At 68.7% G+C, this 14,395-nt stretch carries 12 protein-coding genes; 4 read left to right on the top strand and 8 right to left on the bottom strand.

What is annotated here, in order from left to right; translation table 11 throughout:
* Positions 1 to 17 precede the first annotated feature (17 nt).
* On the top strand, positions 18 to 791 hold the full coding sequence (gene fdhD, locus IT361_08905; protein ID MCC6317796.1) for a formate dehydrogenase accessory sulfurtransferase FdhD: 774 nt from the start codon (positions 18 to 20) through the stop codon (positions 789 to 791).
* Positions 792 to 930: 139 nt separating this feature from the next.
* Here the strand turns inward: fdhD and IT361_08900 are convergent, their stop codons facing one another.
* The 8 genes from IT361_08900 to IT361_08865 all read right to left on the bottom strand — a co-directional run bounded on the left by IT361_08900 (position 931) and on the right by IT361_08865 (position 9,462).
* Positions 931 to 1,989 (bottom strand): lipid A deacylase LpxR family protein, encoded by a 1,059-nt coding sequence (locus tag IT361_08900; protein ID MCC6317795.1) that lies wholly within the window; start codon positions 1,987 to 1,989, stop codon positions 931 to 933.
* A gap of 149 nt (positions 1,990 to 2,138) precedes the next feature.
* Positions 2,139 to 3,314, bottom strand: coding sequence for an acyl-CoA dehydrogenase family protein (locus tag IT361_08895; GenBank protein ID MCC6317794.1), 1,176 nt, complete (start codon positions 3,312 to 3,314; stop codon positions 2,139 to 2,141).
* A gap of 23 nt (positions 3,315 to 3,337) precedes the next feature.
* On the bottom strand, positions 3,338 to 3,685 hold the full coding sequence (locus IT361_08890) for a hypothetical protein (protein ID MCC6317793.1): 348 nt from the start codon (positions 3,683 to 3,685) through the stop codon (positions 3,338 to 3,340).
* A 3-nt stretch (positions 3,686 to 3,688) separates the two neighbouring features.
* Positions 3,689 to 6,163, bottom strand: a complete 2,475-nt coding sequence (locus tag IT361_08885; GenBank protein ID MCC6317792.1) for a penicillin acylase family protein — start codon at positions 6,161 to 6,163, stop codon at positions 3,689 to 3,691.
* A gap of 74 nt (positions 6,164 to 6,237) precedes the next feature.
* The gene (locus IT361_08880; protein MCC6317791.1) at positions 6,238 to 6,927 is read right to left on the bottom strand and encodes a SprT-like domain-containing protein; all 690 of its coding nucleotides are present in this window, start codon (positions 6,925 to 6,927) and stop codon (positions 6,238 to 6,240) included.
* Positions 6,894 to 7,739, bottom strand: coding sequence for a metallophosphoesterase (locus IT361_08875; protein ID MCC6317790.1), 846 nt, complete (start codon positions 7,737 to 7,739; stop codon positions 6,894 to 6,896). Before IT361_08875 ends, IT361_08880 begins: the two co-directional genes overlap by 34 nt.
* Before the next feature lie 8 nt (positions 7,740 to 7,747).
* Positions 7,748 to 8,767 (bottom strand): NAD-dependent isocitrate dehydrogenase, encoded by a 1,020-nt coding sequence (locus IT361_08870; GenBank protein MCC6317789.1) that lies wholly within the window; start codon positions 8,765 to 8,767, stop codon positions 7,748 to 7,750.
* 8 nt (positions 8,768 to 8,775) lie between these two features.
* Positions 8,776 to 9,462 (bottom strand): hypothetical protein, encoded by a 687-nt coding sequence (locus tag IT361_08865; protein ID MCC6317788.1) that lies wholly within the window; start codon positions 9,460 to 9,462, stop codon positions 8,776 to 8,778.
* Positions 9,463 to 9,613: 151 nt separating this feature from the next.
* Here IT361_08865 and IT361_08860 point away from each other — a divergent pair, with 151 nt between their 5' ends.
* From IT361_08860 to IT361_08850, 3 genes are read left to right on the top strand one after another with little or no spacing between them, the layout of a single operon-like run.
* Entirely contained in the window at positions 9,614 to 11,680 is a 2,067-nt protein-coding gene (locus IT361_08860) for a carbon starvation protein A (protein MCC6317787.1), read from the top strand.
* A gap of 3 nt (positions 11,681 to 11,683) precedes the next feature.
* Positions 11,684 to 14,020, top strand: coding sequence for a S9 family peptidase (locus tag IT361_08855; protein ID MCC6317786.1), 2,337 nt, complete (start codon positions 11,684 to 11,686; stop codon positions 14,018 to 14,020).
* The gene (locus IT361_08850; GenBank protein MCC6317785.1) at positions 14,017 to 14,229 is read left to right on the top strand and encodes a YbdD/YjiX family protein; all 213 of its coding nucleotides are present in this window, start codon (positions 14,017 to 14,019) and stop codon (positions 14,227 to 14,229) included. The genes IT361_08855 and IT361_08850 overlap by 4 nt, the downstream gene beginning before the upstream one ends.
* The last annotated feature ends 166 nt before the right edge of the window (positions 14,230 to 14,395 follow it).

Below are 14,395 nucleotides of genomic sequence, written 5' to 3'. Positions count from 1 at the left end.
CGGTCTCGCCGCGCGAATTGGTGCGACTCGAGGGATCGGCGCGCACGACACAGCAGGCCGTCATCGCCGAGGAAGTCCCGGTCGCCTTTGTGTACAACCAGCGACCGCACGTCGTGATGATGTGTTCACCGGCCGACTTCGAGGACCTCGCGATCGGCTTCACCGTGACCGAGGAAATCGCCGCCGCTGGCGAGGTCTCGCGCATCGAGGTGGCGCGCCACCGGCGGGGCGTGGAGCTGTCCATCGAAATCCCGGCGGCCGCCGGCGCTCGTCTGGCCGCGCGCGCGCGCGCGATCAGCGGGCGCACCGGATGCGGACTGTGCGGCGTCGAAGCCATTGACGATGCGATCCGGGCGACGCACCCGGTGCACTCCGCGATGCAGATCACGCCGGCTGCCCTGTGGAAGGCCGGCGCCGCCCTCGACGCGCGCCAGCCCCTCAACCGCGAAACGAACGCGATCCATGCGGCCGCGTGGGCGACCAGCGATGGCGCCCTGGAGATGGTTCGCGAAGACGTCGGACGCCACAACGCGCTCGACAAGACGCTCGGCGCCCTCCTGCGCGCCGGCGTCGATCCCGCCACGGGATTCCTCCTCCTCACCAGTCGCGCAAGCTTTGAACTGATCCAGAAGGCCGCCGTGTGTGGCGTGCCCTTGGTCGCGGCGGTGTCGCGGCCCACCGGTCTCGCCATCCGCATGGCGTCGGACGCAGGCATCACGCTGGTTGGGTTGCTGCGGGGAGAGAGCGCCAACGTCTACACGCACGCCTCCCGTATCGCACAACCGAGCTGACGGTCGCGCGCGCGCGGTCTCTGACGGCAATTCCGCTGAACCCGATCCTGGGAAGACATCACCGGCACCTGCTCGCCCAGCCAGTGGGGAGCTACTGTCGATCCGCCCGCGTCCAGAGCTCGTACAACGGCCGCCGGGCTCAATGCCCGTCGAAGAACTCCCAGGCCGCCGTCATGCTCGAGAACGTGTGGTGCCGTGGACCCGTGGCGTACTGGCGTGAGCGCGTCGTGGCCTCCCACTGGAGACGCAGGTGGTGCAGCCGCAGGCCCATGCCGAACGCATACTCCCTGACGCCCGGCACGCGATCCACGTGGCGCTCCCGATCCACGATGCTGCCATCGAGCGAGAAGTCGCGGGCCACGAATCCGGTGCGGCCACTCGCGCTCAGGTAGTACTCGAGCGGACTGCGCCGCCGCGTCGCGCGCGGATCGAGCGCGTGCGACAGGTTGTAGCCAATGCGCAAGCGCCCCGCCACGTCGGCCGCGGTGCGCACGGTACCAACCGCCACACGGGCCGACGGGACGAAGTCGATGAGCGCCTTCGAGCCCACCACACCACGGAGCGCGAGAAGCGAGTGGGTGTATCCGAGTTGCACGCCGGGCTGAAAGCCGACTTGCGTTTCCCACCCGGTGGCTCTTCTCGTGTAGCGCTGGTTGATCCAGTGAAAGAGCTGTTGCGACGTCTGACCGAGCGCCGGGCGGCCGGTCACGCCGAGTTGGACGTCCACCGTGCGTGCGCTGCGCCTCGAGACCGAACTCCCGGTGACGCCGATCCAGAGCCAGCCGGCGTATGGCCGCTCGTCGGCCCACGTGGGCGTGGTGTACGGCGCCCGGGTGAGGCGGGGTGTGTACATGTCCTGTCCGATCGACACGGTGGTCGTGAGGCACCGCCCGAGGCTCGTGGTGTCTGCGGCGCAATCCGGTGTTCGCCGGGCGAGGTGCGGTCCCCAAAATGACCCGCCGAGCGCCTCGAGCGACGCGACCACCCCATTGGTGAACTCCTCGTCGGTGCGGTGCGCGGGGTGGATCCAGAAGTTGTAGGCGTCGTTGTCGAGCCTCAGGCTCGGGCGCCAGCGACCCGGGCCTGAAACCACCGGGCGCTGAGGGCGCAGCTGAAGGTTGTCCGAACCAGTGGAATCGGCCCCCGCACCACCGCCGCGCTGCTCCTGCGCGGAGGCAGGATCCGTGAGCGCGACCATTCCCAGGAGGAACAGGGACCACACGAAGGTCAGGCGCCGGAACGCGGCGCCTGGCGGGAAAACGATACGACCGGGGACAGGATGGTGCCGGTGGCCGGGGCCGACGGCGCTATTCTGAAGTCGGGGGGGCCCCCCCACGTCCTCGCCGCTCAATTGAACGCGTTCAGGCCCGTCACCGCCTGGCCGAGGATGAGCGAGTGTACGTCGTGCGTCCCTTCGTACGTGTACACACTCTCCAGGTTGGCCATGTGCCGCATCGCGCCGTACTCGGCGAGAATGCCCACGGCGCCCAACAATCGCCGGCTCTCGCGCGCGATGTCCGTCGCAATGCTCACGTTGTTGCGCTTGGCCAGCGACACCTGCTGCGGCGTGAAGGTCCCCGCATCCTTGAGTCGCCCGAGGTGCAGCGACACCAGCTGAGCCTTCACGATCTCGGTCAGCATGTCGGCGAGGCGCTCCTGCTGGATCTGGAAGCCGGCGATCGGCTTGTCGAACATCACGCGGTTCTTCGCGTAGGCGAGGCATTCCTCGTAGCACGCGATCGCAGCACCGATCGCGCCCCAGGAAATTCCGTATCGCGCCTGCGTGAGGCACATGAGCGGTGACTTGAGCCCGCCCGAGCCCGGCAGGATCGCGTCGGCGGGCAGGTGCACGTCCGAAAACACGAGTTCACTCGTGTCGGACGCCCGGAGCGAGAGCTTGCCCTTCTGGTCCCGCGCGGTGAAGCCTTGCGTGTCGGTGGGTACGATGAAGCCGCGGATCGAAGCCGGATCCGGATCGCCGTTGGTCTTGGCCCACACGACGGCCACCTTGGCCGTGGACCCGTTGGTGATCCACATCTTCGCCCCGTTGAGCAGCCACGTCCCATCGGCTTGCTGTCGAGCCATCGTGACCATGCCCGACGGGTTCGAGCCATAGTCCGGCTCCGTGAGCCCGAAGCAGCCGATCACCTCGCCTGTGGCCATCCTGGGCAACCAGTAGCGCTTCTGCGCTTCGCTTCCGAACGCGTAGATCGGGTACATCACGAGCGCTCCCTGCACGGAGGCAAACGATCGAATGCCTGAATCGCCGCGCTCGAGCTCCTGCATGATCAGCCCGTACGAGACGTTGTTGAGCCCCGCGCAACCGTAGGTCTCCGGCAGGTTGGCGCCGAAGTACCCGTGGGCCCCCATTTCCGGGATCAGATCCCTGGGGAACCGTCCCTCCACGTAGCAGGCGCCGATGATGGGCAACACGCGGTCGTCGACCCAGGCTCGCACGCTGTCGCGGATGGCGCGTTCCTCCTCGGAGAGGACGCTGTCGATGTTGAAGAAGTCGTGGCTCATATGGGAGCGAAATCTATGGGTGACTAGCGACGCTTCGTATCGGGGCGACGCCACCGGGCGGTCAACGCCGCCGCGCTGCCGGCCAGGAGTGCGGGAAACGCGAGTGTGGCCACGTGCGGCGCCCACGACGGCAGGGTCATGGCGTGAGCCAGATCACCAGCGAACCGGGTGACCGGCGCTCCGCCGAAGGACAGGATCGACAGGTACCCGCCCCACGCGGCCGCGCCTGCGGCAGCCGCGACCAACGCCGGACGCCCGCGACCGCCGAGCAGGCCGTAGGCCGCACCCGCCACCGGAACCACCCACCACGCCACGAGCACCGTGCCTAACGCGATCACCATGGTCAGGATGAGGAACCGCAGGAAGCCCATCGGCTATCTCGGGGTGAGGGTGAGCGCGGCACGCACCTGCGCCGGCGCAAAGGAATCGAGGGCCGGCGGCGAATACAGCAGCTCGAGTTCGCCCCGCGTCCAGAACCCGAGACGATCGGCGTAGCGGGGACTCGCCGGGTTGCCGCTCTGCCCACCCGGATAGGTGCCCATCGCACGCACGCGATCGCCAAGCTCCACCACCATGCGCCAGCTCGACCCGAAGCCGGCCGCCGATGAGGGATTGAGCGTTCCGGGACCCCCGTTCACCGCCAGGCCGCGCCGCGAGAACCCGGCGAGACGCAACAGGTGGTTGATGTTCACCGCGCCCGTGCGACCCCAGGCCCAACGCTCCGCGTTTGGCGGCCCCTGTTGCGCCACCAGGCTGTCGTAGCCCGCGGCCAGCGCGTCGGCGACCACGTCGTTGCGCTGTTCGATGCGGTCCGCGGTCGCCGCCACATCCCACCACGCATTCGCCGAGTCGGCGAGCAACTCCAGGAGCACGTGGGCGGTCGGTGTCGCCACACGATCGGTGGACCCCTTCGGCACGAGTTCGTCCCAGGTGCGCCGCGTCAGCTCGCGCATCGCCCGCTCGAAGAGCGCGCTCGATGCGTTGGTGGCCGTGTAGCGCCGGTCCCACGTGCGCAGGACCGAGTCGGCGGTACGCAGCGACGGAGTCGCGGTCCCCGAGGCCGCCCGCGCACCAGTCGCCGCAAGGAAGTAGGGCATGAACGCCTCGGCGCGCACGCTCCCCGGATCGGTCTGGTACCTCCGCATGTCGTCCAGCGTGACCTGCGCGTTGCCGCGCAGCAGCCGGTTGATCTGCAGCGCGCGCCAGGCGTCGTACGAGCGATCGGTGCCGAGGTAGCGCGCATCGACGGCGGGGTCGATGGGCTGCTGGTTCGCCGAAGCGAGATACCCCTGCGCCGGGTTGATCGCCTGCGGATAGGATGCGACCGGCCAGTAGCCCACCCAATCGCTCTCCGTGCGCGATCCGTCGCGAATGGTTTCGCCATCGCCATGGTCGGGACGGATGGGAAAGTGCCCCGTCGACCGGATGGCGATCGTGCCCTGCCGATCCGCGACGAGCATGTTCTGCGCCGGCACGAAGTAGTGCGCGGCGAGGCTGTCCAGGAACGCCCCTGCTGTCTCCTGTTTGGCCGCGGCGCTGAAGCCTGCGGCGAGGTCGCTCGGTTCGAGCGCAGTCCATCGCATCGAGAGCCATCCTCCCTGTCCGCGACGCAGCGGGCCCCGGTGGGTGAACCGCACCGTATCGGTGCGAATCACGACGCCTGCACGATCTCGGTAGACCTCCTCTCGCAATTCGATGTCGCGCCAGGCGCCGTCCACCAGGTAGCGTACCGGGCGGGCGTCGTCGTCGACGATCTCGCGGTAGAAGTCGAGCACGTCGGCGCCCGTGTTGGTGAGTGACCACGCGAGGTGGCGCGTGAACCCGATGATGATCCCGGGCGAACCGGGGATCGTCACGCCGTACGCGTCGAGCACGCCCGGCACCACCAGGTGCGTCTCGAACCAGATGCTCGGGAGCGTGAGTTCGAGGTGCGGATCGCCGGCGAGCAGCGCGTGCCCCGACCGACTGCGCGAGGGCGCCACGGCCCAGTTGTTCGACGCAAACACGCGCGCGATCGCCGCATCGGCGTCCACCTCACGGCGCGGCAGCATGGGCAACAGCGCGAGGGCGTCGCTGTCCGGCGCTCCCGGTGGCGGGATGCGCCGAAAGTCGTAGCGCGGACCCGCATGTCCATTGGGCTGTATCGGCTCCTGGATTGGCGCCGCCACGGGAAAGATCGCGCGGGCCGCCACCCGGCCCACAAGGCCCTCGGCGGCCAGACGCGAGGGCTCGTCAGGCGCATAGCTCAACGTCCAGGCCATCCGGTTTGCGAGATGGAGGGCGTTGACCGGCTCCCAGCGCATCGGAGTCGCACCAAGCAGCTTGTATTCGACCGGCACGCGATCGGGAGTGAGTGCGTCGAGGTATGCGTTGACCCCGGCCGCGTAGGCGTCCGCGAACCGACGGCCCGGCGCATTGGCCGCCAGGCTGGCGAGCGCGCGCTCGGCCGCCCGCGGAAGTCCAAGGGCGCGCATCTGGGAGTCCGAGGGCACCGCCGCCGCGCCCACCAGTTCCGTCAGGCGACCCGCGCCGGCGCGTACCTGCAGCTCGAGCTGGAACAGCCGGTCGCGCGCGACCACAAAGCCCAGCGCCCGTATCGCGTCGTCTTCGGTCGCGGCGAAAACGTGCGGGACGCTCCGCGCGTCGTAGCGCACCTCCACCGGGCCCGTGAGCCCCGCGATCGTGACGGACTCCGACGACGGGTGCTCACCCGTGGTGGCTGCGGCCCAGGCCCCGCGGGCCGGATCGAGGAGCGAGCCGAGGGGTGGCAGCGGACCCACGCCCCGGAATCCGGCCCACAGCGAGCCCACCAGCAGCGCGACGGCGACGAGGAAGGAGACAAGACGCATGGCCCAAGATACTGATGCACGAGGCCCCATGCGGAAGGCAGCGGCGCAACCCCGCAGCCCCGAGCCCCGCGGAACTACCGCGTCACGACACGCTTCGCGCGCGGCTGGGCGCCGACTTCCCGCGCCTTGCGGCGGAAGGCGGCACCGTGATCCACGGGGAGTCCGCTTTCATCCTGCCATTGATGGACCATCTCGTGCAATAGCGTGTCGAGCGCCTCGTCCCAGCCGTGGCGCCGCACGTGCCGTCGACTCACCGCGATCTGCGCCGTGCCATGCGTCGCGGCCGGCGCATAGTGGCCGAGGCGCGTGCGCATGCGCCGGGACACGTGCACCTGTATCGGCCGGAGCGCGCCAGCGAACCGTTCCGCGTTGAGCTGTGCGTGCGCTCTGGTCAACTGGTCAGCCAGCGGCCGATCGTCGGGGTGCAACCGTTCGCGGGTGCGTCGCGCCCGTTCACCACGCGGCACCGGGAACGCGAGGATGAGGCGTCGGGCCGCCGCGCGCGCGGCTCCGCGTCCGCACACGAACACGACGATCGCGCGCAGCACCTCCTCCGGCGCCGCGACGAACGCCTCGTGGACGCGGAGTCCCGTGCCGCGGAACGACACGTACACGGCGCGATTCCGCGTGAGCGTCAGCGACGTCACCCCGCGCATGCCGAGTCGCTGCAGGCGCGCAAGCAACGTCCCGGAGGCATCGAACGCGAGTTCGAGCTGCCCCGGATCGCGAATCAGGCCGGCACGCGCGAGGAGCGAGCGAAGCATTGCACCGGGGAAGGCTCGAACGCCGCACGATCGGTCCAGTAGTGCGTGGTCACCGCAATGTGCCGGTCGGTCACCGTGATGTCGTGAAACGAACAGGGGCGCCCACCGCGTGAGCGGTTCGACAGCGTCCCGGCGGTGCACACGACCATGCCGCCGTGCTCGGGCAGATGGTGCACCGCCTCCTGGTGATCGTGGCCGCACAGCACCAGGTCGACGCCCGCCCGTGCATATCGCTCGATCACCTTGCCGGGGTGTTTGATGCCGAAGCGGTTCGAGAGCTGCCCGCGCACGGGGTTGTGGTGCATCACCACGATCCGCGCGGTGTCAGTGGGCGTTGCCGCGCACTCGGCGGCCACGCGATCGAGCTGAGCGTCGGTCACTACGCCGATGATGGACACGTCCCGCGGTCGCGTGGTGAGCGTATACCAACCCACGCCGTGCGAGGTGTTCACGCCGATCACGCGCGCCCCGGGCACCGACATCGCCGGTTCGAGGTCCTCGCTGATGTAGCGCCGGTAGCGCGTGTAGAGCCCATCGGTGCCCAGCAGGTGCAGCGGGGACATCCACCACGACACGTCGTGGTTCCCGGGCACGATGAGCAAGGGTCGATGCCGGCGCACGTCACGGATGAACGCCGCCGCGCGCTGGAACTCGCCCGAGAGCGAGCGTTGCGCCACGTCGCCCGAGACGATCACGGCGTCGTAACCGGCCGACGCGCCGTGGGCCTCCATCGCGTCGATCACTTCCGGGATACACGGTCTGCCGAAGTGCAGGTCGGAGACGTGGAGCAGTCGCAGGGTTCCGCTCGGCACGCGGCGCGTCAGCCGGTGACGCGCGCGATCACGGCGTCGGCGTACTGCGCCGTGGTCGCCGAGCCGCCCAGGTCGCGCGTGGTGACGCGCCCCTCACGCACGACCGCCTCGACCGCGGAACGGATGCGGTGCGCCCGTGCGCCGTCGCCCACATGGTCGAGCATGAGGCAAGCGGCGAGCAGCAGGGCCGACGGGTTGGCGACGCCAAGGCCAGCGATGTCGGGCGCCGTCCCGTGGACCGCCTCGAAGATCGCCGCGTGCGCCCCGATGTTCGAGCCGGGCGCCATCCCCAGCCCACCGACGAGGCCCGACACGAGGTCGGACAGGATGTCGCCAAAGAGGTTGGTGGTGACGATCACGTCGAACTGCTCCGGCTTCATCACCAGCTGCATCGCACAGGCATCGACGATCCGCTCGTCGTACGCCACGCGGCCCTCGAACTCCCTGGCGATCTGCTGCCCGACCTGGCGGAACAGGCCCTGCGAGTACTTGAGGATGTTCGCCTTGTGCACCAGCGTGATCTTGCGCCGTCCGTGGGCCAGCGCGTACTCGAACGCATAACGAATGACGCGCTCCGACCCGACGCGCGTGATCAGCGCGATCGACTGCGCCGCGGCCTTGTCGTCTTCTGCAATCTTGATGTAGTGCTCGAGGCCGGCGTAGAGCCCCTCGGTGTTCTCGCGCACCAGCACGATGTCGACGCCCTCGTACCGCCCCCCGGGCACCAGGTCGCGCGACGGCCGCACATTGGCGTAGAGGTCGAACGTCTTGCGCAACGCCACGTTGATCGAACGAAAGCCCTCGCCGATCGGCGTCTCCAGCGGCCCCTTGAGCGCCAGCTTCGTGCGCCGGATCGAGTCCAGCGTCGCGTCGGGAATGGGGTTGTTGACCGCCTGGACCGCGGCCATTCCCGCGAGCTGACGGTCCCATTCGAAGGCTGCCCCCGACGCCTCGAGCACGCGCAGGGTGGCTTCAGTGATGTCCGGCCCGATGCCATCACCGGGGATCAGCGTGCAGGGAATGCCCATGGATTCGATCAGTCACGCGGCACGACGAGGTCGGCCGCTCGGTGGATCGCGGACTCGACGGCCGCGAAGGAATAGTCGGACGCCCGTGCCCCGGCCACGCTCCCGCTCCACCGCACCTGTGTGCCGCGCACGTCGACGATCGCCATCGAGAGGGCGACGTGTCCGCCCGCGTCGTCGCCCACGAACGCCACCTCCAGCGGCACCAGCGCCCAGCGCGCGTCACTCACGCCCGCCAATGCACGCAGCTGCGACGACACGGGTTCCAGCACCATCTGCTCGCGCGAGCGCATCGCCGCGCGAATGGCCCCCAGCGCTCGCACTTGATAGGGATCGGTGACGTACGTCGGGTTGCGCCGCGCGGCGCGCACGAGCGCGGCGGTGAAGGCCCACTGCGTGAGTCCGCGTTCACCCAGTTGCGCCGCCAGCGTGGAGTCGACGCGACGCAGCAGCACCTGCTCGTCCCCGGCCCGCGCGCGCCATCCCAGCGGATCGACCCCTGAGACCGACTGCGCCGGCAGCACCATCACGCGTTCGGCCGCGAAGCGGTTGAGTGACCCGGCGCTCGTCGCCGCCGTCGCGGCCTGGCCGGGCGCTGTGGTTCCCGTCGCCGAGCGCGCCGCGGATCCGCCACACGCGAGCGCCCCCGTGAGACTCAGGGCGGCAAGGCGCCGGATACGGCCGGGAAGAAGCGTCACGGACCGAAAACTAGCCGCACGCTCACCGCGACGGCACCGATTGGTTGACCCCCCCGGCCACGCGGTCCAATTTCTGCCCCCGGTACGCCGGACTTCATGCACGCTGCGCCGCAGCGGCCACGTGCCTCCGCTCGCCCCTCAACCTCACGTTATGCAGCGAACGCTGAAAGTTCTCGCGTGGGTCGCCGTCACGGCGATCGGCACGGCGTCCTTTGCCTGGCTCGCGCTGTCGCGAGGCGAAACGGTCAGCGCCGCATGGCTGGTGACCGCGGCGGTCTGTTTCTACGCCGTTGCCTATCGGTTCTACAGCAGGATCATCGCCGCCAACATCTTTGCCCTCGACGCCACGCGGCGCACGCCGTCGGAGCGACTCAACGACGGCCGCGATTACGTGCCGACCAACCGGTGGGTCGTCTTCGGCCACCACTTCGCGGCCATCGCCGGCCCCGGACCACTCGTTGGTCCGACGCTCGCCGCGCAGTTCGGCTTCCTGCCTGGCGCACTCTGGATCGTCATCGGCGTCGTACTCGGCGGCGCGGTGCAGGACTGCGTCATCCTCTGTGCCTCGGTTCGCCGCAATGGCAAGACGCTGGGTCAGATGGCGAAGGAGGAGATCGGGAGCGTCGCCGGCGTGACCGCGCTCGTCGCGGTGCTGGGCATCATGATCGTCCTCATCGCGGTCCTCGCGCTCATCGTGGTGAACGCGCTCGGCGACAGCCCGTGGGGCATCGTGACCGTTGGCCTCACGATCCCGATTGCGCTGCTCATGGGCGGCTACATGCGCTGGATCCGGCCACACAAGGTGCTGGAGGCCACCGCGGGTGGACTTGTCCTGCTCGTGGTCGCGCTCTTCATCGGCCGCGCAGTCGCCGAGAACCCGGCGCTGGCGCCGAGCTTCGCGCTGTCGCGACCGGCGCTCGCAATCACGATCATGGTCTACGGCTTCATGGCCAGCGTGCTACCGGTCTGGCTGCTCCTGGCTCCACGGGACTACCTCTCGGCGTTCGTCAAGATCGGCGTCGTCGTCGCGCTGGCGGTGGCGATCCTGGTCGTGATGCCCGACCTGCAGATGCCGGCCGTCACGCGGTTCATCGACGGCACCGGCCCCGTCTTCGCCGGCAAGTTGTTCCCGTTTTGCTTCATCACGATCGCGTGCGGCGCGATCTCGGGGTTCCACGCGCTGATCTCTTCAGGCACCACGCCCAAGCTGCTCGAGCGCGAACCCGACGCGCGATTCATCGGCTACGGCGCGATGCTCACCGAGTCACTCGTCGCGACGCTCGCCCTGATCGCCGCGTGCGTACTCACCCCCGGCACCTTCTTCGCCATCAACTCGCCGCCGGCAGCGATCGGCACGACCGTGGAGAGTGCGGCGGCCGCTGTGGCCAACTGGGGCTTCACGCTCGACCCCGCCGCCTTCACCGAGCTGACCCGCAACATTGGCGAGAGCCGACTGCTCTCGCGGACCGGTGGCGCACCGAGTCTCGCGGTCGGCATGGCGCAATTGTTCTCCGGCTGGATGGGTGCGCACACGCTCGCGCTCTGGTACCACTTCGCCATCATGTTCGAGGCGCTCTTCATCCTCACGACGCTCGATGCCGGCACCCGCGTCGGGCGTTTCATGCTGCAGGATCTGCTCAAGCATGTGTACGCACCCCTCGGGCGCATTTCGTGGTACCCGGCGGTGGTGTTCTCGAGTGCGCTGTTCGTCGCGCTGTGGGGCTACTTTCTGTACCAGGGCGTCGTCGACCCGCTGGGTGGCATCAACTCGCTCTGGCCGCTGTTCGGCATCGCCAACCAGCTCCTCGCGCTCGTCGCCCTCTGCGTCGGCACCACGGTGATCATCAAGATGGGCAAGCAGCGGTATGCGTTCATGACGCTCATTCCCCTCGTGTGGCTCACGATTGTCACGATGAGCGCCGGGTGGCTCAAGATCTTCTCGGCCGATCCGCGCCTGGGGTTCCTCTCCCACGCACGTGTGCTCGAAGGGCAGGTCGCGAGTGGTACCCTGCCCGCCAACATCAGGTCTGCGGCGGATGCAGGGCGCCTCATCTTCAACGACCGCCTCGACGCCGGCGTGACGGCGTTCTTCCTGCTTTCCGTCATTGTCGTGCTCGCGGCCTCGGCCAGGGAATGGTTGGCCGTGCTCCAGGGTCGCAAACCGGCGGTGTCCACGGAAATTCCCTTCGAGCCACGGGTCGCGGTGGCGGGAGACTGACGCATGCGACGCCATTTGCTGTCCGCCATCGTCCTGGCCGCGTTCCCACTCGGTCTGCAGGGCCAGGGTCGGTTTGATTTCTCCATCGCGAACATGATGCGCGGGCCGGAACTCTACGGCCGCGAACCCGGGAGCCCGCGCTTCACGCCCGACGCGGCGTGGATCTATTTCCAGTGGCTCCCGCCGGGCACCGCGTGGAACGAGCCCCTCAAACCGTGGCGCGTTCAGGCACGGCCCGGCGCCGCCCCCGAGGCGCTGAGCCCGGCACACATGGACTCTGTCGCACCGTTGCTCGCCGCAGGCTCGCTTTCGCCCGATCGCGCGCGCCGCGTGGTGTCGGTCGGGGGAGACCTGTGGCTGGTCGACATGCGCGCGAGCACGGCGCGACGGCTGACCCACACGCCGCCGATCAACGAGTCCAGCCCCGCCTTTTCGGCTGACGGGCGCACCGTGTACTTCGTGCGCGAGGGATCGAACGTGATGTCGCTCGACCTCGCCACGCCAACGATTGCGCAGTTGACCGACGTCCGGCCGGCTCCGGCGCCGCCTACGCCCCCGCGACTCGACCCGCAGCGTGCCGCGCTCGAAGGCGATCAGAAGCTTCTGTTCGAGGCCGTGCGTGAACGCGCGCGCACGGATTCCATCGCCAGGGCTGACCGTGAGGCCGACGAAGCCGCGCGTCCGCGCGCGCTCTACCTCCTGCCCAACGAGCGCATCACGTCGCTGAGCGTTTCGCCCGCCGGTCGTTCGCTCCTCTTCACGACGACCTTCGCCACGCCCGGGGCCCGACAGGCGATCGTGCCCAACTACGTGACACTCTCGGGCTACACCGAAGACATCGTCATCCGGTCGAAGGTGGGCGACACGCAGGGCGGCGGACGCGCGGGCTTCATGGAGCTGCCCAGCGGCAAGGTCACCTGGCTCAGGCCTCATCCCACCGACACGTCGCGCACCGCGGCAAGCGTGCGCGCGCTGGGGTGGAACGCGAGCGGGACGACGGCCCTGCTCTTTGTCGAGCAGTCCGACTTCAAGGCGCGCCATTTGTACACCGTGGACGGCGCGAACGGCGCCCTGCGATCCATCGACGTCCTGCGCGACTCGGCGTGGGTCGGCGGACCGTGTTTCGGCTGCGGCGGCTTTGTCCCGGGCGGTGACCGCGTGTGGTTCGTGAGCGAGGCCGACGGCTATGCGCACCTCTACACGATGAATGTCGACGGCAGCGACCGGCGTCAGCTGACACAGGGCAAATACGAAGTGCTTTCGGCGCGCATCTCCGACGACCAGCGCTGGTTCGAGCTCACTACGTCGGAGGTCTCACCGTTCGAGCAGCACTTCTACCGGATGCCCGTCGCCGGTGGGCCGACCGAACGCATCACCACCGCCGTCGGTGGGCACCAGGTCGTCGTGTCCCCCGACGGCCGGCTCATCGCCGACGTGTATTCGCAGTCCAACACGCCGCCCGAGCTGTTCGTTGGCAACTACGCCCCGGCCGCGGCACTCTCGAAACTCACCACGTCACCCACGGCGGAGTGGCTCGGCTTCGGGTGGATCAAGCCGGAGATCGTGATGATCCCCGCCTCCGACGGCGTCCAGGTGCCGGCACGCATCTACCGGCCGCGCGACATGCGCGCGCGGCCTAACGGCGCCGCGGTGATCTTCGTGCACGGCGCGGGCTACCTGCACAACGTGCACAATTACTGGTCGAGCTATTCCCGCGAGTACATGTTCAACCAGTACCTCGCGTCCAGGGGCTACGTCGTGCTCGACATCGACTACCGCGCCTCGGCCGGGTACGGGCGCGACTGGCGCACCGCGATCTACCGCTGGATGGGCGGTCGTGACCTTGCGGACCAGGTCGATGGGTCGGCGTACCTCACGAAGAACTTCGGCATCGACCCCGAGCGCATCGGACTCTACGGCGGCAGCTACGGGGGATTCATCACGCTGATGGCGCTGTTCAACGCGCCCAAGTCGTTCGGTGCCGGTGCCGCCCTGCGTTCGGTGACCGACTGGGCGCACTACAACCACGGGTACACGGCGCGCATCCTCAACCAGCCGCAGAGCGATACGCTGGCCTATCGGCGATCGTCACCAATCTTTTTCGCCGAGAAGCTCGAGGATCCCCTGCTGATGGCGCACGGCATGGTGGACGTGAACGTGCACTTCCAGGACATCGTGCGGCTCACCGAGCGGTTCATCGAGCTGGGAAAGACGCGGTGGGAGCTGGCGGTGTATCCGGTGGAGGACCATGGGTTCGTCCGACCGGACTCCTGGACCGACGAGTATCGCCGGATCTTCGAGCTGTTCGAGTCGACGATCCGGAAGGGAGGCCGGCGATGAGCGCCACACCACGCGGCCCCCGCACCTGGTCGCAGACACTCAGGGACGCCGTGAGCCTGCTGCATCGCATCATCGGCGCGCCGGACTACGATGCGTACGTGGCCCACGCCACGCGATGTCACCCCGATCGGCCACTGCTGTCGCGTGACGCGTTTGTGCGCGAGCGCCTGACGGACCGGTATTCGAGGCCGGGCACGCGCTGCTGTTAGACGGATGATGCCCGGCATGGTCTCTTCGTCGCCACGCCTCTAGTGGATTGTAACTGAAGTTCGTGTGGCACGAATGCGGCGCGTGATGTCGGTGTAGCCCCACTGGATCGGCTGGCACGTTTTGTTGTGGGTGCGGATGTAGTGCATGAGCTTGCGACGCAGATCG

The organism is Gemmatimonadaceae bacterium, from assembly GCA_020846935.1.
Classification (GTDB): domain Bacteria; phylum Gemmatimonadota; class Gemmatimonadetes; order Gemmatimonadales; family Gemmatimonadaceae; genus RBC101.
This window is presented reverse-complemented; position numbering and strand designations above follow the sequence as displayed.